Source organism: Streptomyces sp. NPDC002734, assembly GCF_040295685.1.
Lineage (GTDB): Bacteria > Actinomycetota > Actinomycetes > Streptomycetales > Streptomycetaceae > Streptomyces.
Window position 1 is genome coordinate 152,273 of record NZ_JBEOVU010000013.1, and the last position, 21,590, is coordinate 173,862.

21 protein-coding genes and 1 pseudogene are annotated in these 21,590 nt (G+C 74.7%); 13 read left to right on the forward strand and 9 right to left on the reverse strand.

Annotation, left to right across the window (positions count from 1 at the left end; genetic code table 11):
- Positions 1 to 174 precede the first annotated feature (174 nt).
- A complete protein-coding gene (locus ABT026_RS14440) occupies positions 175 to 1,047 on the forward strand; it encodes a phosphotransferase (RefSeq protein ID WP_351114619.1) in 873 nt (290 codons plus the stop codon).
- On the opposite strand, the gene ABT026_RS14445 is transcribed toward ABT026_RS14440, so the two are convergent.
- Together ABT026_RS14445 and ABT026_RS14450 are read right to left on the reverse strand one after the other, a co-directional pair.
- Positions 1,031 to 1,960, reverse strand: a complete 930-nt coding sequence (locus ABT026_RS14445; RefSeq protein ID WP_351114620.1) for an aldo/keto reductase — start codon at positions 1,958 to 1,960, stop codon at positions 1,031 to 1,033. The genes ABT026_RS14440 and ABT026_RS14445 overlap by 17 nt on opposite strands.
- Positions 1,961 to 1,989: 29 nt before the next feature.
- Complete coding sequence (locus tag ABT026_RS14450) at positions 1,990 to 2,952, reverse strand: NAD-dependent epimerase/dehydratase family protein (RefSeq protein WP_351114621.1); 963 nt, start codon at positions 2,950 to 2,952, stop codon at positions 1,990 to 1,992.
- A 70-nt stretch (positions 2,953 to 3,022) separates the two neighbouring features.
- On the opposite strand from ABT026_RS14450, the gene ABT026_RS14455 reads away from it, so the two are divergent.
- Positions 3,023 to 3,958 (forward strand): LysR family transcriptional regulator, encoded by a 936-nt coding sequence (locus tag ABT026_RS14455; protein ID WP_351114623.1) that lies wholly within the window; start codon positions 3,023 to 3,025, stop codon positions 3,956 to 3,958.
- 72 nt (positions 3,959 to 4,030) lie between these two features.
- Here ABT026_RS14455 and ABT026_RS14460 read toward each other — a convergent pair whose 3' ends face one another.
- Complete coding sequence (locus ABT026_RS14460) at positions 4,031 to 4,573, reverse strand: MOSC domain-containing protein (RefSeq protein ID WP_351114625.1); 543 nt, start codon at positions 4,571 to 4,573, stop codon at positions 4,031 to 4,033.
- Between the two features lie 62 nt (positions 4,574 to 4,635).
- Between ABT026_RS14460 and ABT026_RS14465 the strand changes: the two genes are divergently transcribed.
- Positions 4,636 to 5,013: a hypothetical protein gene (locus ABT026_RS14465; protein WP_351114628.1), complete on the forward strand. Its 378-nt coding sequence runs from the start codon at positions 4,636 to 4,638 to the stop codon at positions 5,011 to 5,013.
- A 119-nt stretch (positions 5,014 to 5,132) separates the two neighbouring features.
- On the opposite strand, the gene ABT026_RS14470 is transcribed toward ABT026_RS14465, so the two are convergent.
- Positions 5,133 to 7,277 carry a cellulose binding domain-containing protein gene (locus tag ABT026_RS14470; RefSeq protein WP_351114630.1) on the reverse strand — a complete coding sequence of 715 codons (2,145 nt, stop codon included), beginning with the start codon at positions 7,275 to 7,277 and terminating at the stop codon, positions 5,133 to 5,135.
- A gap of 315 nt (positions 7,278 to 7,592) precedes the next feature.
- Here ABT026_RS14470 and ABT026_RS14475 point away from each other — a divergent pair, with 315 nt between their 5' ends.
- Positions 7,593 to 8,480 carry a prohibitin family protein gene (locus tag ABT026_RS14475; RefSeq protein WP_351114632.1) on the forward strand — a complete coding sequence of 296 codons (888 nt, stop codon included), beginning with the start codon at positions 7,593 to 7,595 and terminating at the stop codon, positions 8,478 to 8,480.
- 208 nt (positions 8,481 to 8,688) lie between these two features.
- Positions 8,689 to 9,339, forward strand: a complete 651-nt coding sequence (locus tag ABT026_RS14480) for an MOSC domain-containing protein (RefSeq protein ID WP_351114633.1) — start codon at positions 8,689 to 8,691, stop codon at positions 9,337 to 9,339.
- Between the two features lie 132 nt (positions 9,340 to 9,471).
- On the opposite strand, the gene ABT026_RS14485 is transcribed toward ABT026_RS14480, so the two are convergent.
- Entirely contained in the window at positions 9,472 to 10,005 is a 534-nt protein-coding gene (locus ABT026_RS14485; RefSeq protein ID WP_351114634.1) for a GNAT family N-acetyltransferase, read from the reverse strand.
- A gap of 73 nt (positions 10,006 to 10,078) precedes the next feature.
- On the opposite strand from ABT026_RS14485, the pseudogene ABT026_RS14490 reads away from it, so the two are divergent.
- Both ABT026_RS14490 and ABT026_RS14495 read left to right on the forward strand, forming a co-directional pair.
- Positions 10,079 to 10,150 (forward strand): annotated as a pseudogene (locus ABT026_RS14490) (VapC toxin family PIN domain ribonuclease); the annotation flags it as partial.
- 70 nt (positions 10,151 to 10,220) lie between these two features.
- Entirely contained in the window at positions 10,221 to 11,006 is a 786-nt protein-coding gene (locus tag ABT026_RS14495) for a sulfite exporter TauE/SafE family protein (RefSeq protein WP_351114635.1), read from the forward strand.
- 87 nt (positions 11,007 to 11,093) lie between these two features.
- On the opposite strand, the gene ABT026_RS14500 is transcribed toward ABT026_RS14495, so the two are convergent.
- Together ABT026_RS14500 and ABT026_RS14505 are read right to left on the reverse strand one after the other, a co-directional pair.
- On the reverse strand, positions 11,094 to 11,645 hold the full coding sequence (locus ABT026_RS14500; RefSeq protein WP_351114638.1) for a DinB family protein: 552 nt from the start codon (positions 11,643 to 11,645) through the stop codon (positions 11,094 to 11,096).
- 42 nt (positions 11,646 to 11,687) lie between these two features.
- Entirely contained in the window at positions 11,688 to 12,938 is a 1,251-nt protein-coding gene (locus tag ABT026_RS14505) for a saccharopine dehydrogenase family protein (protein ID WP_351114640.1), read from the reverse strand.
- 481 nt (positions 12,939 to 13,419) lie between these two features.
- Here ABT026_RS14505 and cutA point away from each other — a divergent pair, with 481 nt between their 5' ends.
- The 4 genes from cutA to ABT026_RS14525 all read left to right on the forward strand — a co-directional run bounded on the left by cutA (position 13,420) and on the right by ABT026_RS14525 (position 16,079).
- Positions 13,420 to 13,794 (forward strand): divalent-cation tolerance protein CutA, encoded by a 375-nt coding sequence (gene cutA / locus ABT026_RS14510; RefSeq protein WP_351114641.1) that lies wholly within the window; start codon positions 13,420 to 13,422, stop codon positions 13,792 to 13,794.
- Entirely contained in the window at positions 13,791 to 14,255 is a 465-nt protein-coding gene (locus tag ABT026_RS14515) for a gamma-glutamylcyclotransferase family protein (RefSeq protein WP_351114642.1), read from the forward strand. Before cutA ends, ABT026_RS14515 begins: the two co-directional genes overlap by 4 nt.
- 121 nt (positions 14,256 to 14,376) lie before the next feature.
- Entirely contained in the window at positions 14,377 to 14,724 is a 348-nt protein-coding gene (locus ABT026_RS14520) for a YciI family protein (protein ID WP_351114643.1), read from the forward strand.
- Positions 14,725 to 14,729: 5 nt separating this feature from the next.
- The gene (locus tag ABT026_RS14525) at positions 14,730 to 16,079 is read left to right on the forward strand and encodes an RNA polymerase sigma factor (protein ID WP_351114644.1); all 1,350 of its coding nucleotides are present in this window, start codon (positions 14,730 to 14,732) and stop codon (positions 16,077 to 16,079) included.
- A gap of 95 nt (positions 16,080 to 16,174) precedes the next feature.
- On the opposite strand, the gene ABT026_RS14530 is transcribed toward ABT026_RS14525, so the two are convergent.
- Positions 16,175 to 18,352: a molybdopterin oxidoreductase family protein gene (locus ABT026_RS14530; RefSeq protein WP_351114645.1), complete on the reverse strand. Its 2,178-nt coding sequence runs from the start codon at positions 18,350 to 18,352 to the stop codon at positions 16,175 to 16,177.
- A 150-nt stretch (positions 18,353 to 18,502) separates the two neighbouring features.
- Entirely contained in the window at positions 18,503 to 19,195 is a 693-nt protein-coding gene (locus ABT026_RS14535) for a SanA/YdcF family protein (RefSeq protein WP_502967974.1), read from the reverse strand.
- 203 nt (positions 19,196 to 19,398) lie between these two features.
- Between ABT026_RS14535 and ABT026_RS14540 the strand changes: the two genes are divergently transcribed.
- Positions 19,399 to 20,145 (forward strand): sirohydrochlorin chelatase, encoded by a 747-nt coding sequence (locus ABT026_RS14540; protein ID WP_351114646.1) that lies wholly within the window; start codon positions 19,399 to 19,401, stop codon positions 20,143 to 20,145.
- 69 nt (positions 20,146 to 20,214) lie between these two features.
- Entirely contained in the window at positions 20,215 to 21,513 is a 1,299-nt protein-coding gene (locus ABT026_RS14545) for a deoxyguanosinetriphosphate triphosphohydrolase (protein ID WP_351114648.1), read from the forward strand.
- Positions 21,514 to 21,590: the final 77 nt, after the last annotated feature.

The following is a 21,590-nucleotide window of genomic DNA, read 5'->3' on the forward strand; positions in this document are numbered from 1 at the left end:
GCGAGGAACGCTGCCCTCAGCGGGGGAGGGGGGACGGTGTGAGGGCGGTCGGCCTCAGTCCTGGAGGGCCGTCGCGTACCACTGCCCGGGTATGCCTCCCGGGGAGAGCGGCCTGCGGGGAGGGGGCGGGCAAAGGGGAGGAGGAGGCGGGCGGGAGTCGGTTAGCCTGCCCGCGTGGACGACGGTGAGGTGTTCCAGGGTGGGGTCAACGAGGTGGTCCGCGAGGGCGACCGGGTCGGTCGGCCGGCCGGGCCGTGGAGCCCGACCGTGCAGCGACTCCTCGGCCACCTGCGCGACGCGGGCTTCACGGGGGCGCCGCGACCGTACGGGTTCGGGGAGCGCGGCGGGAACGGTGCGGACGGCGGGGCCGATGGCGACCGTGCGGGCGGCGGGGCTGGTGGCGACGGCGGGGCCGGTGCCGCCGCCGGAAATGGCGTGGCCGGTGGGGACGGTGTGCGGGAGTTCGTCGAGTTCCTGCCGGGGGAGGTCGGGCACGACTTCTCCGCGCCGTACTGCCGCAGTGACCCCTCGCTGGCCGCCATGGGCCGCCTGCTGCGCGCCTTCCACGACGCGACCGCCGGCTTCCCGCGCCGGCCGGACGACGTCTGGCACCTCCCGCCGCGCGAGCCGGCCGAGGTGATCTGCCACGGCGACGCGGCCACCTACAACACCGTGTTCCGCGAGGGGCTGCCGGTCGCCCTCATCGACTTCGACACCGCCCACCCCGCGCCGCGGGTGTGGGACGCCGCCTACACCGCCTACCGCTTCGTCCCCCTCTACGCCCCCGACGAGACCGCCCTCACCCTCCCGGTCGCGGAAGCGCTGCGTCGCCTGCGCCTGTTCGCCGACGCCTACGGGCTGACCGACGGGCAGCGGGCCGAGCTGCCCGCGGTCGCGGCGGAGCGGCTGCGGACCCTGGTCGCCCACATGCGCGCACAGGCGGCGGCAGGTCACCCGGCCTTCGCCCGGCACCTCGCCGAGGGCCACCACCGCCGCTACCTGACCGACGCCCGGTGGATCGAGGAGAACTTCACCGGCCGGCTGTGAGGGAGGAGGGGGAGGAGGACGGGGGCGAGCCCGGCGGCGGCGCCTCGTCGAGCAGCGCCAGCTCCTCGGGGGCCAGCTCCAGCTCGACGGCCCGCGCCGAGTCCCGCACCGAGGCCGGTCGGGTCGCTCCCGGCACGGGGATCACGACGGGGGAGCGGGCGAGCAGCCAGGCCAGCGCGATCCGCTGCGGGCTCACCCCGCGCCGCGCGGCGAGTTGGTGGAAGGCGGTACCGGACGCGACGGGGGAGGACGGGTCGTCCAAGGAGCTGCGGGACAAGCCGCCCAGCGGGGACCAGGGGAGGAACGCCAGCCCCAGCTCCGTGCTCAGCCGCAGCTCCGGCTCGCTGTCGCGGACCGCGGGGGAGTACCGGTTCTGCACGGAGACCAGGCCCTTCCCGAGGATGGCGTGTGCCTCACGGATCTGGGCGCAGGTCACGTTGGACAGCCCGGCGGCGCGGATCGTGCCGGCGTCCAGCAGCCCGCGCAGGGCGCCGACGGAGTCGGCCCAGGGGACGGCAGGGTCGGGCTTGTGCAGCTGGTAGAGGCCGAGCGACTCCACGCCGAGCCGACGGGCGGAGGCCTCGGCGGCACGCCGCAGGTGCTCCGGTCTCCCGTCCACGGTCCAGCTGCCGTCGCCCGGGCGGCCCCGGCCGCCCTTGGTGGCGATCAGGACGCCCGAGACGTCGCCGCCGTAGCGGGCCAGGGCGCGGGCGAGGAGCAGCTCGTTGTGCCCCGTCTCGCCGGCGTGCCAGTGATAGCTGTCGGCGGTGTCGATCAGCGTGACGCCCGCGTCGAGGGCCGCGTGGACGGTGGCGACGGCCTGTTCCTCGTCCGGCCGGCGCTCGACGGACAGCGGCATGGCCCCCAGGCCGACGGCGCCGACCAGGGTCTCTCCGATCCGGCGGTGCCGCATCGTGGTCCTCCTCGTGCAGGGCGGGCGACTCATGCGGGGCGGGCGACGGCGGTGGCGGCGACGGCGGTGGCGGCGACGGCCTCGGCGACGGCTCGGGGCAGCCACCCGGCCACGGGCGAGAAGGCGAACCCCAGGTCCCTGGCGCGGGCGTTGCTCATCGCGTAGTGCCGGTCGAAGGAGAACGGTGACGCGGCGCCGCCCGGCTCGGTCACGCGGTACGCGGGCCGTCGTCCGACCCGCGCGGCGACCTCCTCGCACAGGCCGTGGACGTCGAGGAAGCCGTCGGAGCAGGCGTTGACCGGCCCGGTGAAGTCGCTGCCGACGGCCGCCCACAGGAGGAACGCGGCCAGCTCCTCGTGGTGCACGAAGACCGTGGGCAGCGGCTCGGCATGCACGGCGATCTCCTCGCCGCGAGCCACCCGCTCCGCGTAGTGCGCGAGCCGGCCGGTCCACTCCCGCTCCCCGCCGCCGAGTACGTGGGCACTGCGCACGGAGACGAAGCCGAACGCGCCGGCCCGGGCGAGGACCGCCTCCGCCTGGCGCTTGCCCTCGGCGTAGTGGGCGTCCCGGTAGGCCGCGTCGTACCAGGGCAGGCCGGCGGCCACAGGCCATCCGGCGGGGTCCACCACGCCCTCCGTCACGGGGGTCCCCAGCGGCACGGCGGGGAGGGCGGCGGACGCCGGGTCGTAGACCTCGATGGTGGAGGTCATCACGTATCTCCGGGTGCGGCCGCCGAACACGCGGGCGGCGACGGCGGCCTGCACCGGCGTGTAGCAGACCTGGTCGACCACCACGTCGAACACCCGGGAGCCGAGCGCGGCGCCGAGGGTGGTCTCGTCGTCCCGGTCGGCGACGACGTGGTCCGCCCCCGCGGGTGGGGCGGCGGAGCCCCGGTTGACCACGGTGACCTGATGGCCGGCCGCCAAGGCGCGCTCCACCAACAACCGTCCGAAGTAACGATTTCCGCCGATCACACAGATCCTGTCGCTCATGCCTCCACCCTGGAGGTCCGTCGTCACCCGCAGAAGTGCCGACCAGCTGGTCGGGCGTTAAGGAGAACTGTTGACCGACGTGCACCGGCTCCGCGTCCTGCGGGCAGTGGCGGAACACGGCAGCTTCAACCGGGCCGCCGCCGCACTGCGCCTGACGCCCTCGGCCGTCTCGCAGCATGTGGCCGCGCTGGAGCGGAGCCTGGGCGCCCAGGTCGTCGTCCGCAGCACGCGGGGCGTCACCCTCACCCGGTCCGGCCGGATCATGGTCGGCGCCGCGGAGGCGGTGGCGGCGGAGCTGGAACACGCGCGGCGCGAGATCGACCGGATCGGCACCGGGCGCTCCCGGCTGACCGTCGCCACCTTCACCAGCGGCGGCAGGCTGCTGCTCCCCGGCGCGCTGGCGAAGCTCTCGGCGGCCCGGCCCGGTGTCGAGCTGCACGTGCGGGAGTGCGAACCCGCGGACAGCCTTCCGTTGCTGCGGCAGGGCGCCGTGGACCTCGCGGTCGCCTACCACTTCGACGGCCCGCTGCCCGGCGGGGCGGGCCGCGGCGTCCGCTGGACCCCGCTGCTGGAGGACCCGCTCCACCTCGTCCTGCCGCAGGCCCACCCGCTCGCCGACCGTGACGCGCTGGACCTGGCCGAACTGGCCGACGAGGCTTGGGTGCTGGGCTGCCTCACCACCGAGGCCTACCTGCGCCGCCACGCCGCGCAGGCCGGCTTCGAACTGCGGCTGCGCGGCACCACGACCGACTACTTCTTCGCCCGCTCCCTGGTCGCCGCGGGCGTGGGCGTCTCGCTGGTCCCCTCCGTCGCCCTGACTCCCGAGGTGGAGGGCGTCCGCACCGTCCCGGTGCGCGCCCCGGCTCCGACCCGTCACATCGGCGTCGCCACCCTCGGCCGTCGGCAGGACCACCCGGAGACCGCGCTCCTCGCCGAAGCGCTCGTGGAACAGGCCTCGGGCGCGCTGAAGACGGTCGCACCGGTCCCGGGCGACCGGGTGGGGTGACGCCAAGTCCGGAAGGGGCGGGCGCTCAGCCGCGGTCGCTCACGGCGAGGTGGGCGCCCAGGCCGATCCTGCTCAGACCTTCTCGAGGGGCCGGTGGGGTTCCGCGGGGAGGGTGACCGTGATGGTGTCGCCGGGGCGGACGACGCCGCCGGTGAGGACCACGCCCATGACGCCCGCCTTGCGGATGACCTCGCCGTGCTCGTCGCGGCCCACGACCTGCCGCAGCAGGCCCCGCTGGTAGTTGTCGATCTGCAGGCAGGGGTTGCGCAGCCCGGTCACCTCGACGACCGCCTCCTCGCCGAGCCGCAGCAGCGTGCCGGTGGGCAGGCCGAGCAGGTCCACGCCACGGGTGGTGACGTTCTCGCCCATCTCGCCCGGCGCCACCACGTAACCGGCCGACACGACCTCGTCGAACAGCTCGGTGTGGATGAGGTGCACCTGCCGGAGGTTCGGCTGCGTCGGGTCCTGCGCGACGCGCGACCGGTGCTTCACGGTCACGCCCGCGTGGGCGTCGCCCTCCACACCGAGCCCGGCGAGCAGGGTGATGCTCTCCTCGTTGGGCTTGGTGAAGGTGTGCTCCTTGCTCCGGCTGACGGCGACTACGGTTCCGGCCACGGTCTCCCCTTGTTCGGCACGATGCTCGGGGAACAGCCAAGTTCAGCGGAGGGGAAAGGTCAATGGGAGTCTTCGCCGAGGTCAGGGGTTTCGTGGAGGGGGACGACCGGCAGATGGCGGAGATCCGGCGGATCGTCGACGCGACCGGCCCCGACTTCCCCTACCGCGGTGGCTGGGTCTTTCCCCAGCCGTACAACTGGAGCGCCTACGCCTTCTACGGCGCGAGCATCCGTGCCTCCGCCCTGGAGGACGTCCTGGGGCAGCTGCGGACGGTCGCCCGGATCCCCGCCTCGGACGAGGACGGGGACCGGGTCACCGGGTGGTTCCTGGTGAGCCACGAGACGGACGGCCCCGCCGAGTGGCAGGTCCGCGACGGGGAGGTGCACGTCGGCCCGGCGCGCCGGGACCTGGACTACCTCGACGGGTACGCCGCCGGGTGAGCCGCCCGGGCGGACCGCTCGCCGGGCGGTGACGTGGGCGGTGGCACGGGCGCCGGGCGGTGGCGTGCTCGCCGGGCACCGGCCCGGCCCCTCCCGTGCGGGGGCCGGGCCGGTCCGGGTCAGGAGGTGCGGCAGACCGTGCCGTTCAGGGTGAAGGCCGTCGGGGCGGGGTTGGCCCCGTCGTTGGCGCCGACGAACCCGAAGGTGGCGGTGGAGCCGCCCTTCGGGGCGAGCTCCCCGTTCTGCCCGTTGTCGGTCACGTGGACCTTGGTGCCGGAGCTGGAGACCTTCGCGTTCCAGAAGCTCTGGACGGACTGGCCGGTGGAGGGCCAGGCGAAGTCCAGGCTCCAGCCGTTGATCGCGGTGTCGGCGAGGTTGGACACGGTGACCGTGGCGACGAAGCCGTTGCCCCAGCCGGCGTCCACCCGGTAGGTGACCAGGCAGCTGCTGTCGCGCGGCGCGGTGGTGGCGAAGGTCAGCGGCGTGGACGGGCGGGAGAGCCGGCCGTCGGCGTCACGGGCGAGGACGTTGACGGTGTGCTCGGAGCCCGGCGGGAGGTTGCGCACGGTCGCGGAGGTGGAGGTCGAGGTCGCCAGCAGCTGGGCGTTCGTGCCCAGGCGCTCGTACACCTCGTAGCGCACCGCCTTGCCGCTGCTCGGCGCGGACCAGCTCAGCGTGGCGGTGGAGCTGTCCACCGCGGTGACCCTGGGCGCGCCGGGGGCGCCGACCGAGGCGGCCGCCGCGTGCGGGGAGACCGTCACCGTGGTGATCGAGTAGGGCGGGAGCTCCTGGACGCCCCCGCCGGTGGCGGCGACCCGGGTGACGTCGGTGTCGCCACGGCCGTAGCGGTGCACCACCGGGGCCTGCGTGGTGGGCGTGAACCCGGCGTAGCCGATCCGCGCGGTGTGGGCGGCGTCCTTGTCCTTGTTGATCAGCATGACGCTCAGGGTGCCGTCGGCACGGTGCACGGCGTGGGCCGAGACCTGGTCGTCGGTGGTCGACGAGGCGACCATGGTGTCGCCGGCCGCGCCCAGCTTGGTGAGGGACTTCAGGCCGAAGTAGGGGTGGAACGGCGTGTTGACGGCCGGCTGGCAGACGTCGCCGACGCAGCCGCCGCTGGAGAGCAGGCCGTAGTCGTTGAAGTCGGTGTCGCCGTCGACCGTGCTCACCTTGTCGGGGCCGTTGTGGGTGTTCCACCAGTCGACGTTGAAGACGCCGTTCTCCAGGGCCGTCATGTAGGTGTCCGCGGCGAACAGGCCGTTGGGGCGGCTGTTCATCTGGGCGTTGGAGTTGACCTCGGTGAGCGCGATGCCGATCTTCGAGGAACGCTCCCCGGCGTAGCGGTCGATCTGGCGGCGGACCTCACGCAGCTGCCCGGGCAGCCGGGTCGTCCGGTCGAGGGCCTCGTCGGCGCTCGACCCGCCCGGGTAGGAGTGCACGATCACGAAGTCGACCGTGCCGGCCACGGCGGCCAGGACGGTGTGGTTCCAGTCGGCCGAGTCGCCCTCGCCGGTGATCCCGTCGGGCCAGTCGCCCGGGGTGGTCAGCACGGCGCCGATCTTGATCGTGGGGTCGACGGCCTTCATGGCCTGTGAGTAGGCGAGGACGTTGCGGGCGTACTCCTTGGGACTCTTGTCCGCGTGGTCGTCGGCCTCCCAGCCGCTGCCGTAGTGGCCGTTGCCGTAGTTCTCGTTGCCGATCTCCCAGTACTTCGCCCCGTACCCCTTGGTGACGTTGGCGTACCGGACCCAGTCGGCGGCCTCCTGCGGGGAGCCGGTGCCGTAGTTGGCGATGATCATCGGCTGGCCGCCGGTGGCGCGGACGGTGCCCATGAACGCGTCGAAGCCGGTGCCGGGGGCCACGTAGCCGCCGGGGGCGGTGTGGTCCTTCCAGTGGTAGATGTCGCCGTAGGACCCGCCGGGGTAGCGCATCACCTTCACGCCCGCGGCGCCCATCAGGTCGGCGACCTCCGGGTCGTTCATGTGGGAGTCCCAGATGGCGGTGTTCACCCCGAACGCCGCCTTGTCGATCGTGCCGAGGCCGACCCCGGCGTTGACGGAGACGTCCACGGTCGCCGCGTCGGCGGCCGAGGCCTCGGCGGCCTGGCCGGCGGCCGCCGGGCTCGGCGGAACGGCGGCCAGCGCGGCGACGGTGGCCAGCGCGCAGGTCAGCACGGCGACAGGGCGTCCACGGCCTCCGCGGCCGGACCGGGCGAGACCGGCGCGGCCCAACAGGCCATGGGTGAGTCGATGGGCGAGCGGCATGGGGCGTGTTCCTCCTCGGGCGACACCGACGGCGGACGCCCGGTGCCGATGGTGGTCCACGAATCTGAGGACCTGTCAGGTGGGAGCGCTCCCACGATGATGCGGGGGAGGCATGACCGCGTCAATGGGGCGGACGGGGGCAGTCCTGCCGCTCCCGCGCCGCGGGCCGGGAGGTGTCCCGGTTCGCAGGAACCGCGACGCGGTGGTGTGGCGTCCGCAGGGATGCGACTCGCGCGGGCAGCTCCCGGCGGGACTCGCGGGGCCCGCTCCGACCGGGCGGGCCCGTCACCCGGAACAGGGGGCCAGGGGGACCGGATGCTCTTTCTCTGTGTGCTGCTGCTCGTCGCGGCGGTCGTGCTGTACGTCGTCGGCCGAGCCCAGGACAGCGGCGGCTGGAAGCTGGGCGCGGCGATCAGCGCCGTGGCCGCCGTGCTGTCCGGGATCTTCGCCTGCGTGCACGTGGTGAGCGCCTACGAGGTGGGCGTCCCAGTGACCTTCGGCTCGGTCGGCGAGCCGCTGTCCTCCGGCGTCAACCTCTCGTCGCCGTTCACCGACGTCACGACCTTCTCCACCCGCCCCGTGGACCTGAACCTCGACGGCAGGGACCGCGTCGAGGTCCGCTCCTCGGAGGGCGGGGTGCTCTACGCCGACGTCACCGTGAAGTGGGCCGTCGTGCCCAAGGACGCGGTGCGGCTCTACCAGCTGGCGGGCAGCGAGGAAGGCGTGCAGGAGCGGCTGGTCACCCCGGACAGCCGGGAGATCATCCGCAACGTCTTCGCGCAGCACACCAGCGAGGAGGGCTACGCCTCCGCGCGCGAGCAGATCGGCACCGAGATCGCGGACCTGATCAAGAAGCGGCTGGCCCCGCGCGGCATCGACGTCACCGCCGTGAACCTGCGCAACGTCCGGCCGTCGAAGAAGCTGCAGGACCAGATCGACGCCAAGCTGCAGCAGGAGCAGGCGACCCAGCGGGCCGAGGAGGCGGGGCGGACAGCCGAGGCGGAGGCGAAGCGGCGGCGGATCGAGGCGAAGGGCATCGCCGACGCCAACAAGATCCTGGAGCGCTCCCTGAGCGACAAGGTGCTCTACAACCAGTGCCTGGAGGCGTTCAAGGAGGCCGCCAAGTCCCACCCGGTGTACGCGTCGCCGTGCGGCTCGGGCTCGGGCGGCTCGCCGGTGATCGTCGACGGGACGAAGAACTAGGTCCCGTCCGAGGGTCCGGCGTGCCGGACCGCCGTCACGGACCCACCCGCTCACCGGGGTCCTGCCCACCCAGGTCGGACCACGGGCGTGGGCGGCGACGAGGGACACCGTCGCCGCCCGGCCCCTGTCCCCGCCCGAACCCACGACTGCCACAGGTTGGCGGGGAAACGGGTCGCCCCGGCGTGCGGAGGACCGTACCGTCTCGCGCATGCAGCTGCTCTCCGTCAATGTCGGCAGGCCCCGCCCCAACCCGTGGAAGGGCCTCAGCGCGACGGGCATCGACAAGCGGCCTGTCGACGGCCTGGTCGCCGTCACCGCGCCCGGGCCCAAGGGCACCGGCGAGGTCGGTCTCGCCGGCGACCGTGTCTACGACGTGAAGCACCACGGCGGTTTCGACCAGGCCGTCTACGCCTATGCCCGTGAGGATCTCGACGGGTGGGAGGCCGAGCTGGGCAGGCCGCTCGCCAACGGCGTCTTCGGGGAGAACCTCACGACCCTCGGCCTCGACGTCAACGGCGCCCTGATCGGTGAACGTTGGCGCATCGGGCCGGACGTGGTCCTGGAGGTGTCGTGCCCGCGGATCCCCTGCGCGACGTTCCAGGGCTGGCTGGAGCGGGAGGGCTGGATCAAGCGGTTCACCCGGGCCGCGGTGCCGGGGGCTTACCTGCGCGTGATCGAGCCGGGAGACATCCGGGCCTCCGACCCCGTCGACGTCGTCCACCGGCCCGACCACGACGTGACCGTCGCACTCGTCTTCCGCGCGATGACACTGGAACCGGACCTCCTGCCGCGACTGCTGGTCGCCGACGCGCTGATCGAGGAGGGCAGGGAACTGGCCCGCAGACGCACGACCACCTAGGCGATCGGTTGCAGAGCATCGCCCGCGCGAAGGGCCGCCTCTGCCCGCACCTTGGTGGCCGGCGTGGGCGTCGCGCCGCGGCCCGTCGCCGACCGTCCGGGCCGGACGCTGCTCGGCGACAGGCCGCGTCGATCACCTGGCCTGGGGGCGCGTGGCCGTCCCCCGCCCGCCCGGCGCCGCGAAGCAGCGGAGGGTCACCGTCTGCTGCGGCCCCCACCGCTGCTCGCGGTCGCCGAGGTGCCGCCAGCCCAGGCGGCGGTAGAGGGAGACCGCCGCGGTGTCGGTGGAGAGCACGTCGAGGACCGGGTGCCGTCCCGCCGCGGCGGCCTCGGCGGTGAGGTGTTCCAGCAGGGCCGCGCCCGCGCCGAGACCGCGGGCGGCGGGGGAGACGAAGAGACGGTTCACCACCACCGCGCCGCTCCGGTCGCCGCCCCACAGGCCGGGCGACAGGTCGTCCTCGGCCGGGCGGGAGAGCGCGGCATGGCCCACGACCAGGCCGTCGCGCTCCGCCACCCACGCCCCCACCAGCGAGGGTGGGCTGAGCCAGGCCGCGGGGTCGGTCGGCCAGTTCAGCGGATAGCCGTCCCGCTCGTGCACGGCGCGCAGCGCCTCCACGCAGGCGGGCAGGTCGGCGGCGGTGCGTTCTCTCGGCTTCAGCGCCGTCATCACGAGACCTTCCAGGTCGGATCGCCGGCCCAACGTACCGCCATCGACAGCGAGCTCGATCCCGACCTGGGGCCGTGACGTCCGCGCCGTCCGGCCTCTCGGCAGGCACAAGGCGTTCAGGGTGCTGCCCGACGACCTCGGTCTTCGACGCGGCAAGCTCAGAAGCCACTCAAGTCCGTGGACGCTACATATGTGCCCTTCGTAGGGTGACGATCATGCCTGACATAACGCTGACCGCCGTCGTCCTGCTCTGCGTCGCCGCACTGGCGGCCGGATGGATAGACGCCGTGGTCGGCGGCGGCGGGCTCCTGCTGCTGCCCGCGCTGCTGCTGGGCCTCCCGGCCGGCGGCCAGGCCGCGCAGTTCGCGCTGGGGACCAACAAGGCGGTGGCCATCGTCGGCACCACCGGCGCGGCCGTCACCTACGCCCGCCGCACCCCCGTGGACGTCGGCACCGCCGTGAAGATCGGGGTTGCCGCCCTTGCCGGGGCCGGCGGCGGCGCGCTGGTGGCGGCGGCGCTCAGCGCGGACGTGCTCAAGCCCGTGGTGATGCTGGTGCTGCTGGGCGTCGGCGCCTTCGTCATCCTGCGGCCGGCGTTCGGCACCGTGCCCTCGGCCGAGCCGGTCTCCCGGCGACGGGTGCTCGCCGCGATCGGCATCGGCGGCGTCGGCATCGGCTTCTACGACGGCCTGATCGGCCCGGGCACCGGCACCTTCCTCGTGCTGGCGCTCACCGCGATCCTCCACCTCGACCTGGTCCGCGCCTCGGCCACCGCGAAGATCGTCAACTGCTGCACCAACGCCGGCGCGCTGGCGATGTTCGCCTGGAAGGGCACCGTCTTCTGGCAGCTGGCCGCGCTGATGGCCGTCTTCAACCTGGCCGGCGGCATGCTCGGCGCCCGCACCGCCCTCAAGCACGGCAGCGGCTTCGTCCGCGTGGTGCTGCTCACGGTCGTCTTCGCGCTGGTCGTCAAGATGGCGTACGACCAGTGGCTGGCCTGAGCCGCCCATGCCCAGGCCTTGGGCCCCGGCCCCGGGCGTACAGCCCTGAGCCGTCGGCAACGCTCATGGGCACGACACCTGCCTCGGTCACCTGGGCGGGTCCTCGCCCGTGAGCCCGTCGACGGATTCGCGGATCAGGTCGGCGTGACCGGCGTGGCGGGCGTACTCCTCGACGAGGTCGAGAAGGATCCGGCGGAGGTTGGGGCGTTCACCGCCACGGGTGGTGTAGGCGCCGAGCTGGTCCAGCCCACCCGTGGCGAGTGCCGCGTCGACGACCGCACGGGAGCGGGCGACCGATGCCTGCCAGAGGGCGCGCAGTTCCTCGGGGGTGTCCTCCGCGGCCGAGCGGTAGTCCCAGTCGGGGGTGCTGTCCCAGTCGACGTCGCTCCAGGGAGCACCGACCGGGGAGCCGAGCCACAGGCGGGCGAAGTGGCTGTCCTCGACGTGTGCCAGGTGCTTGAGGAGGCCGCCGAGCGTGACGGTGGACGGGCCGAGGGTGGCGCGCAGGCCGGAGGCGTCCAGGCCGGAGCACTTCCAGGCCAGGGTGGCCCGCTGCCGTTCGAGGGCGCCGAGGACGGCTGCCGCCTCGGTGCCGGCGAGAGGGGGTTCCGGCCACTCTTCGACGGTGCTCTCAGTCATGGCCGCAGACCTTAACGGAGGGAACCGACAAGGGCAGCGGGCTCAGGCGTCCAGGCGTTCCGTGGTGATGGTGAAGCCCGCCGCGCGGAGCCGCTCGGTGAGGGCGTCGGCCATGGCGGTGGCCGGGGTGAGGACGCCGGCGGTGGCGGGGAGCCGTTCCCCGTCGAGGGCGAGCGCGAGGCCGCTCTCGCCGAGCATCACCGCCGTGGCCTGGTATCCCGGATCCCCCTGGGCGGCGAACACGGCCCGGTAGCGGGCCCCGGTGGTGCTCCGGGTGACCGTGGTCATGGTGAAGTGCCCGTTCGCACGGGCCTTCGCGTCAGGCCCGGTGCCGGGCTTGGGCGCGATGCGGCGCAGCAGCCGCAGGCCCGGGCCGCGGGCGACCAGGGGCCCGCCTGCCTGGAACGCCGCCAACGCCACGGCGACGCCCGCCGCCACGACCGGCGCCGCCGGTGACTTCCCGGTCCACATGACCTCGCCGTAGCGGAAGTCGCGGCCGTACGCCCAGTCGAGCAGGGCGGCGCTGCGGCGCACGATCTTCGTGTTGTGCGAGGCCATGATGAAGGTGGTGACCCACCCGGGCATGCCGGGGACGACGTCGGTGGCCCGGCGCAGCGCGTGGTCCTTCTGGGCCCCGAGGTCGGGCTCGCGCCCGCGGTCGGGGCTGAGGGCGTAGGGGTCGGCGAGGACCCGCCCCAACGACCGGTCGGCGGCGACGGCCTCCAGCTGGGTGATGCCGGAGTCGACGGTGCCGCCGCTCATGCCGCCCTTGAGGGCCGCCACCAGCGTGGTGCCGGTCATCCGTCCGGCGTCGTCGTCGGCCAGCCTGCGGTGGAGCAGATAGGCGTTCAGGTCGGAGGGGACCGAGTCGAACCCGCACGAGTTGACGATCTTCGCACCGGACGCGGCGGCGACCTCGTGGAGCCGGTCGGCGCACTCGCGCACGAAGAGCGGCTCCCCGGTGAGGTCGGCGTAGTGGGTCCCCGCCTTCGCGCAGGCCTCCACCAGCGGCAGACCGTAGCGGGCGTAGGGACCGACCGTGGTCACGACGACTTCGGTCCGCTCCGCCATCGCCTGCAGGTCGGCGGCACTGCCAGCGTCCGCGACGATCGTCCGCCAGGTTGAGGCGCCGTCGCCGAGCGACCGCAGGAGGGCGTCCAGCTTCTCCGGCGAGCGGCCCGCCAGCGCGATCCGGGTACCGGCGGGGGCGGCCCGCGCCAGGTACTCGGCGGTGAGAGCCCCCACGAAGCCGGTGGCGCCGTACAGCACCAGGTCGAACTCTCGCCCGCTCATGCGCTGTGCTCCGTTTCCTCCCCCGCGGCCGGCCGCGGGCGGGTGGTGAGGTTGCCGTTCCGGTCCACGGAGTTTTCCACGGCGCGGCGCTTCGGGACACCCCGCTGCGGGGTCGGGACGCCGGGTGCGGCCCCTCCGGGGTGAGGGCGTCGCGCCCGGAGGGGTCAGGGGCGCGCGATGGTCGGCGACGGACAGCGGAGGTGTCCGGCAGTCCCGTCGCTCTCGCCCGGCGATGCGGGAGTGCCGCCGACTCCCGCGCCCCTGCACCCACGAGGTAACCGGCAGGCGCGCCGCGGCGCTTGCCGAGGCGGTGCCGGCGCGCCGCCGCACCGTCCGCGCCGCCCGGCGTTCGCCCAGTTCACGCGTGGCGGCGGGCGCGGCGAGGGGCCCTGCGGGCCGGTCGGCGAACGGGTGAGGGCGCGGCGCGGGACAATGGCGGTGACCGGAGCGAGGACCGCGCACCCGCGGAGGGACGACGACCATGGCCGAGTGGCTGACCGTGCTCACCACCATCGACGACCCGGAGAAGGCGCAGGCGCTCGCACGGGGCGCCGTGGAGGCGCGGGTCGCCGCCTGCGCGCAGATCGCCGGGCCGGTGACCTCGGTCTATCGCTGGCAGGGCGTGGTGGAGACGGCTTCCGAGTGGCAGGTGCTGTTCAAGACCACGGCCGCCCGCTACGAGGCGCTGGAGGCGTACCTGCGGGCGGCGCACGACTACGAGACACCGGAGATCATCGCCACACCCGTGGTGCGGGGCGACGCGGCGTACCTGCGGTGGGTCGAGGACGAGACGACACCCGGGACCGGGACCGGGACGGGCGCGGGGACGGGCGCGGGGACCGGGGCGGCCGGATGAGCCCGCGGACCGAGCGGCTCCCCGTCTTCGTCTACGGCACGCTCCGCCCGGGCGGGCTCTACCACCCCTCGTACCTCCTCGGCCGCACCACCGCCGAGGAGCCGGCGACGCTGCGCGGCGTCGTCCTGCACGAGGGCCCCGGCTACCCGTACGCGCTGGAGGAGGACGGCGCCGAGCCCGGAGCCGGGAGGGCCGCCGACGTGGAGCCCGGCGTCGTCCGCGGAGACCTGGTGACCCTCGCCGAGGTCGGCTACGAGCGGGTGCTGGACGCGCTGGACCAACTGGAGGAGTACCGGCCCGGCGACCCGTCCAGCCTCTACCTCCGCGCGGTCCGCGAGGTCACCCGCACCCGCGACGGGGCGACGGTCCTCGCCTGGGTGTACCTCGCCGCCCCGCGCCTGGCCGCCCGGCTGCGCGCCGAGGGACGGGTCATCGCGGGCGGCGACTGGTTCACCCGCTGACCGGCCACGGGTCGGCTCCCGACGCCGGTGCCCGAAGAAGTCTGCGTACGGTCTGTTGAATCCGCGTCGCCCGTCCGACGTAGAGGCGTACCGACCGGACACACAGTCAAGGAGGCCCGTCTTGGCCCAGTACGCGATCCTCATCTACGACGACCCCACGGCCGGCGACTACGGCCCCGAGCAGCAGGCGGCGAGCAAGCGGCACGCCGACGACCTCATCGACTCCGGCGCCATGATCACGGCGTACGCGCTGCATCCGGTCGACACCGCCACCTCGTTGCGCGGCGACGTGGTCACCGACGGCCCCTTCATCGACTCCAGGGAAGTCGTCGCCGGCATCTGCGTCATCGAGGCTCCCGACCTGGACGCCGCCCTGGAGCTGGCACGCCGCAACCCGGCTGTCCAGTGGGGCCGCGGCGGGGTCGAGGTGCGGCCCGTCGCGGGCGGTGTCGCGCCCATCACCCGATGACGGCCATGGCGGACGCGACGGGCGCGACGGACGCGAGGCAGGCGGTCGCTGACGCGCACCGGCGCGAGTGGGCCTTCGTGCTCGCCGCGACGGTGCGTGTCGCCCGCGAGCTGGATCTGGCCGAGGAGTGCGTACAGGAGGCGTACACCGCGGCGCTCACGACCTGGGAGCGCGACGGGATCCCGGACAACCCCGCGGCCTGGCTCACCACCACGGCCAAGCGCCGGGCGGTGGACGCGATCCGCCGCGAGCGGACGTTCCGCTCGAAACTGCCGCTGCTGGTCGAGCCGGAGGAGGCCGTGGACGAGTTCGCGTCGGAGGAGCTGGACGAGCAGGACCAGGGGCAGGCGGTCGACCCGGAGGATGTCGTCCCCGACGAACGCCTGCGGCTCATCTTCACCTGCTGCCATCCCGCACTCGCCCAGGAGGCGCAACTCGCCCTGACGCTGCGGCTGGTGTGCGGGCTGTCGACACCGGACGTCGCCCGGGCGCTGCTGGTGTCGGAACAGACGATGGCCGCCCGGATCACCCGGGCGAAGAAGAAGATCTCCACCGCCCGCATCCCCTTTCGCGTGCCGCGCCCGGCGGAGCTGCCGGACCGGCTGACGGCCGTCCTCGGCGTGGTCCATCTGCTGTTCACCGCCGGGCACACGGCCCCCTCGGGCCCCGCGCTCATGCGCCCCGACCTGGCCGACCGCGCGCTGCACCTGACCCGCACCCTGCGGGGCCTGATGCCCGACGAGCCCGAGGTCCGTGGGCTGCTGGCGCTGATCCTGGTGACCGACGCCCGGCGCGCCACCCGCACGGGCGCGGACGGCCGGCTGCTGCGGCTCGAGGAGCAGGACCGCTCGCTGTGGGACCGCGCCGCGCTGACCGAGGCGCACGAGTTGATCGTGGCCGGCCTGCGCACCAGCCGCGCAGGGCGCTACACCCTGCAGGCGGCGATCGCCTCGCTGTACGCCGAGGCGCCGACGTACGAGGAGACGGACTGGCCACAGATCGTGGCCCTCTACGACAGGCTGCTGTCGCTGTGGCCCTCACCGGTCGTCGCGCTGAACCGGACCGTGCCGCTGTCGATGGCCCACGGACCGGCGGTCGCGCTGGCGCAGGTCGAGGCACTGGAGCAGGACGGCCGCCTCTCCCGGTACCACTACCTGCCAGCGATCAAGGCGGACCTCCTGCAACGCCTTGGCCGTACGAACGAGGCGGCGGCCGCCTACCGGCAGGCGCTGGAGCTGACCGGCAACGAGGCCGAAAGGGAGTTCCTCGCCGCACGCCTCGCCGGTCAGAAGATCCGGTCGGGAGGCCCGGGCCGGGGTACCGGTGGCGGTGGCCGGGTGACGACCGGCATCTGAGCGGGGCCGGCCACCGGTCCACCCGTCGACCGGCTACCGGTCCACCCGCCGACCGGTCCACTCGTCGACCGGCCACCGGTTCGCCCGTCGAGCGCTCAGGCCCGCTCCACGCGGACCGCGCAGGTCTTGAACTCCGGCATGCGGGAGACCGGGTCCAGCGCCGGGTTGGTGAGGGTGTTGACGCGGCCCTCGCCGTACCAGTGGAACGGCATGAACACCGTGTCCGGCCGGATCGCCCCGGTGACCCGCGCCGGGGCCACCGCACGGCCGCGCCGGGAGACCACGGCGAGCCGGTCGCCCTCCGCGACCCCCAGCCGCTCCGCCAGCCGTGGGTGCAGCTCGACGAAGGGGCCGGGCGCCGCCGCGTTCAGCTCGGCGACGCGGCGGGTCTGCGCGCCCGACTGGTACTGGGAGACCACCCGCCCGGTGGTGAGCAGCAGCGGGTACTCCTCGTCGGGCTCCTCCGCCGAGGCCCGGTGGACGACCGGCACGAAGCGGGCCCGGCCGTCCGGGTGCGCGAACCGGTCGAGGAACAGCCGCGGCGTGCCGGGGTGCGGGACGGTGCCGCCGCCCTCGGGCCGTCCGTTCCCGAGCCCGCGTCCGTCCCCGGGCGCGCCGTCACCGGCACCCCCGCCGTCCCCGGCACCCCCGTCGTCGACCCGTTCCGGCGCGGGCCAGAACACGCCGTTCTCCTCCGCCAGTCGCCGGTAGGTGATGCCCGAGTAGTCCGCGAGGCCGCCCGCGCTCGCCCGGCGGAGCTCCTCGAAGACCTCCTCGGGGTCGTCGGAGAACCCCTTCTCCACGCCGAGCCGGGCGGCCAGCTCCCGCATCACGTACAGGTCGCTGCGCACCCCGGCGGGCGGGGCCAGCGCCTGCCGCCGCAGCAGCACCCGGCCCTCCAGGTTGGTGGTGGTGCCGGTCTCCTCCGCCCACTGGGTCACCGGCAGCACCACGTCGGCCAGCGCCGCCGTCTCGGAGAGCACCACGTCGGCCACGGCGAGGAAGTCCAGCGAGCGGATCCGCTCCTCCACGTGCGCGGCGCGCGGCGCGGAGACCACCGGGTTGGACCCCATCAGCAGCAGGGTGCGGACGTCGGTGCCGAGGGCGTCCAGCAGTTCGTAGGCGCTGCGGCCCGGCCCCGGCAGCGAGTCCGGGTCCACGCCCCACACGCCCGCCACGTGGCGCCGCGCCTCCGGGTCGTCCAGCTTGCGGTAGCCGGGCAACTGGTCGGCCTTCTGGCCGTGTTCGCGGCCGCCCTGGCCGTTGCCCTGCCCGGTGAGGCAGCCGTAGCCGGAGTACGGGCGGCCGGGGCGGCCGGTGGCCAGGCAGAGGTTGATCCACGCGCCGACCGTGTCGGTGCCCTTGGACTGCTGCTCCGGGCCGCGCGCGGTGAGCACCATCGCCGCCTCGGGCTCGCAGAACATCCGTACCGCCTCGCGCAGTTGCGGCACCGGCACGCCGGTGATCCGCTCCACGTACTCCGGCCAGTGCGCCATCGCCGCGGCCCGGGCCTCCTCCCAGCCGGTGGTCCGCTCCGCGATGTACGCCTCGTCGGTCCGTCCCTCGGCGACCACCAGGTGCAACAGGCCGAGCGCCAGGGCGAGATCGGTGCCCGGGCGGGGCGCCAGGTGCAGGTCGGCCTGCTCGGCGGTGCGGGTGCGGCGCGGGTCGATCACGATCAGCGTGCCGCCGTTGTCGCGCAGTTCGGTGAAGTAGCGCAGCGACGGCGGCATGGTCTCGGCCGGGTTGGAGCCGACCAGGATCACGCACCCGGTGCGCGGGACGTCCTCCAGCGGGAACGGCAGGCCGCGGTCCACGCCGAACGCCTTCGTCCCGGCGGCCGCGGCGGAGGACATGCAGAACCGGCCGTTGTAGTCGATCTGCGAGGTGCCGAGCGCCACCCGGGCGAACTTGCCCAGCGTGTACGCCTTCTCGTTGGTGAGGCCGCCGCCGCCGAAGACGCCCAGCGCGTCCGCGCCGTGCTCGGCGCGGGTGCGCAGCAGGGCGCCGGCGACCCGGTCCAGGGCCTCGTCCCAGCTCGCCGGCGTCAGCTCGCCGTCGGCGCCGCGCACCAGCGGTTCGGTCAGCCGCGCCGCGCGCTCCAGCACGGCCGGGGCGGTGCGGCCCTTGCCGCACAGAGCGCCCCGGTTCACCGGGAAGTCCGCGCGCTCCAGCACCTGCACTCCGCCCCCCTCGGCGGGGGCCAGGTTCATGCCGCACTGCAGGGCGCAGTACGGGCAGTGGGTGGGCGTGGACGCGGCGGTGTTCTGCATACCGACCAGCGTGCGCGGGAGCTGTTACGAGGCCCGTCGCCGCCGGTTACGCGGCCGGGACGGTGACCTCCCGGCCCGTCCCGCCCCGCTGTGAGGGCTCTCCCTCCCCCGCTGCGAGGGCCTCGTCCCACCTGCCGCGAGGGCCGCGTCTCACCGGGCCGCGAGGGCCTTCTCGACACCCTTCTCGCGGGGCCCGAGGAAGTGCGGGTCCGGCTCGAGGAGGGCGTCGAGCCCGGCCTTGCCCGCCGCGAGGGTCTCCCGGACGACGCCGTAGTACCAGACGGCGTCGTGCCGGTCGCCGGTGGCCGCCACGCCGTAGGAGGTGATGCCCGCCTCCTGGCACAGTGCCACCGCCCGGCGGACGTGGAAGCCCTGGCTGATCAGGACCGCCTCGTCCACGCCGAAGATCCGTTTCGCCCGGGCGCAGGAGTCCCAGGTGTCGAAGCCGGCGTAGTCGCTGACGATCCGCGAGCCGGGCACACCGCGCTCCATCAGGTAGGCGCGCATCGCGTCCGGCTCGTCGTACTCCTCGCGGCTGTTGTCGCCGGTGACCAGGACGACCCGGACGCGGCCGTCCGCGTAGAGCGCGGCCGCGATGTCCAGGCGGTGCGCCAGATAGGGGGAGGGCTCGCCGTCCCACAGCCCGGCGCCGAACACCACCGCGACGTCGGTGCGCGGCGCCTCCTCGGGGGAGCGGAGGCGGTCGTCCGCCGCCGTCCACACCCACGCGTAGGGCAGCAGCGCCAGCGCGCACACGGCCACCGCCGCGCGCACCACCCGCCGCCGGCCGGCCGTCGTCCGCGGCCACGCCCTTCGCGCCGCCGCCCGCACACCCCACCGCACCCGCGGCAGGATCCCGGGCAGCGCCTGCCGCGGCGCGCGCGGCGTCTCGTGTCGTTTCCCCACGTCGTCCCACACGCCCGGAGGCGGTGGGGTGGTTCCCCACGCCGCTCACACCGGGTGCGGAGCCGCTGTGATCGGAGGGAAAACAAGGCGGACGCCGGGCGGCAACCGGGCGGCAACGTGACCGGGGGAGGATCGGTGGCATGTCCGAGACCTCACGCCCCGCCCTCGTGCTCGTGCCGCACGGCAGCCGCGACCCCCGGGCCCTGGCCACCGCGCGGGCCCTGGCCGGCCTGGTGCGCGCGGCGCGGCCCGGCCTCGACGTCCGGCTCGGGCACATCGAACTGAACGAGCCGCTGCTGGCCGACACCCTCGGCGCCCTCGGCGGCACGCCCGCCGTGCTGGTGCCGCTGCTGCTGGGCCGCGGACACCACGTCAAGCGGGACATCCCGCACACCGTCGCGGCGCACGCCACCGGCCCGGTCCGCCTCGCGCCCGCCCTGGGGCCGCACCCGCTGCTGGTGCGCGCCCTGCACCGGCGGCTCGTCGAGGCGGGCTGGCCCGGGACCGCGGGCGCGGTGACCGCCCGGCACGGCGTGGTCCTCGCCGCCTCCGGCTCCCGCGACCCCGACGGGGCCGTGGACACCCGCCGCACCGCCGCCGCGCTGTCCGCCCGCCTGGGCGTGCCCGTGGTCCCCGCCTACGCCTCCGCCGCGCCCTCCGTCGCCGACGCGGCGGCCGCGCTGGCCGCCCGGGGCCGCACCGAGGTGGCCGTCGCCTCCTACTTCACCGCCCCCGGACGCTTCCACACCGAGACCGCCGAGGCCGCCCCCGGCATCGTGGCCGCGCCGCTCGGCGCCCACCCCGACGTCGTCCGCCTGGTGCTGCTTCGTCACGACGAGGCGGCCGCCACCGCCGCACAGCCGCGCCCCGCGCTCGCCGCGGCGTAGGGCCTGTCCGCCGGACGGGTCCTGGCCGACACGAGGCGGCTGTCGCCCGCACCAATTACTGTCGTCGACATGGCAGGCAACGAACCGACCGCCGGATACGACGAGGCAGCCGTCGAGCGCTGGGCCCCGGAACCCGACAAGCGTCCCGGACGCACCGCCTTCCAGCGGGACCGCGCCCGGGTGCTGCACTCCGCCGCGCTGCGCAGGCTCGCCGGGAAGACCCAGGTCGTCACCCCGGGCACCGTCCGCCTCTGGGACGCCAGCCCCCGCACCCGGCTCACCCACTCGCTGGAGTGCGCCCAGGTCGGCCGGGAGCTGGGCGCGGCCCTCGGCTGCGACCCCGACCTGGTGGAGGCGGCGTGCCTCTCCCACGACCTGGGCCACCCGCCGTTCGGGCACAACGGCGAGCAGGTGCTGGACGAGTTCGCCGCCGACTGCGGCGGCTTCGAGGGCAACGCGCAGTCGCTGCGGCTGCTCACCCGCCTGGAGCCCAAGCGGTTCGTCACCGACCGCACCACCGGCGAGATGACCAGCGTCGGCCTCAACCTGAGCCGTGCCGCGCTGGACGCCGCCGCCAAGTACCCCTGGCCGCGCGGCGGTCACCCGGCCGGTCCCGCCTTCCGCAAGTTCGGCGTCTACGAGGACGACCGCCGGATCTTCGACTGGGTCCGGGCCGACGCGCCCGCCCGCGACCGGGTCTGCTTCGAGGCGCAGGTGATGGACTGGGCCGACGACGTCGCCTACTCCGTCCACGACGTCGAGGACGGGCTGCACGCCGGTCACATCCAGCCGTCCCGGCTGCACAGCGCCACCGACCGGCGCGAGATCTTCACGGTGGCGGTGCTGGACGCCCGGTACGTGCCCGCCGACACCGACCCGGAGGAACTCGGCGCGGCCCTCGACCGGCTCCAGGCCCAGGAGTGGTGGCCGCACGGCTACGACGGCAGCGCCGTCGACCAGGCCCGGCTCAAGGACGCCACCAGCCAGCTGATCGGACGGTTCTGCACCGCCGCCGAGACGGCGACCAGGGCCGCCTATGGGGACGGCCGGCTGACCCGGTACAAGGCACAGCTGGTGGTGCCGCGGACCACCCGGATGGAGTGCGCGGTGCTCAAGGCCGTCGCCGACCTGTACGTGATGCAGCGGGCCGAGCAGGAACGGCTGCGCGCCGACCAGCGGGTGGTCGTCGCCGAGCTGGCGGAGGCGCTCACGGCGCGGGCGCCGGAAGGGCTGGACCCGCAGTTCGCGGCGCTGTTCGACGCCGCCGCGGACGACCGGGCGCGCAAGCGGGTGATCGTCGACCAGATCGCCTCCATGACCGACGCCTCTGCCCGGGCCCTGCACACCCGCCTCACCATGCAGGCCTGACACCCGTCCGCGCCCGGAGGGCCGGCCCCGGCCCGAGGGCCCGCCCTCCCGCGGCGGAGCGGCCCGTCCCGGCCGAA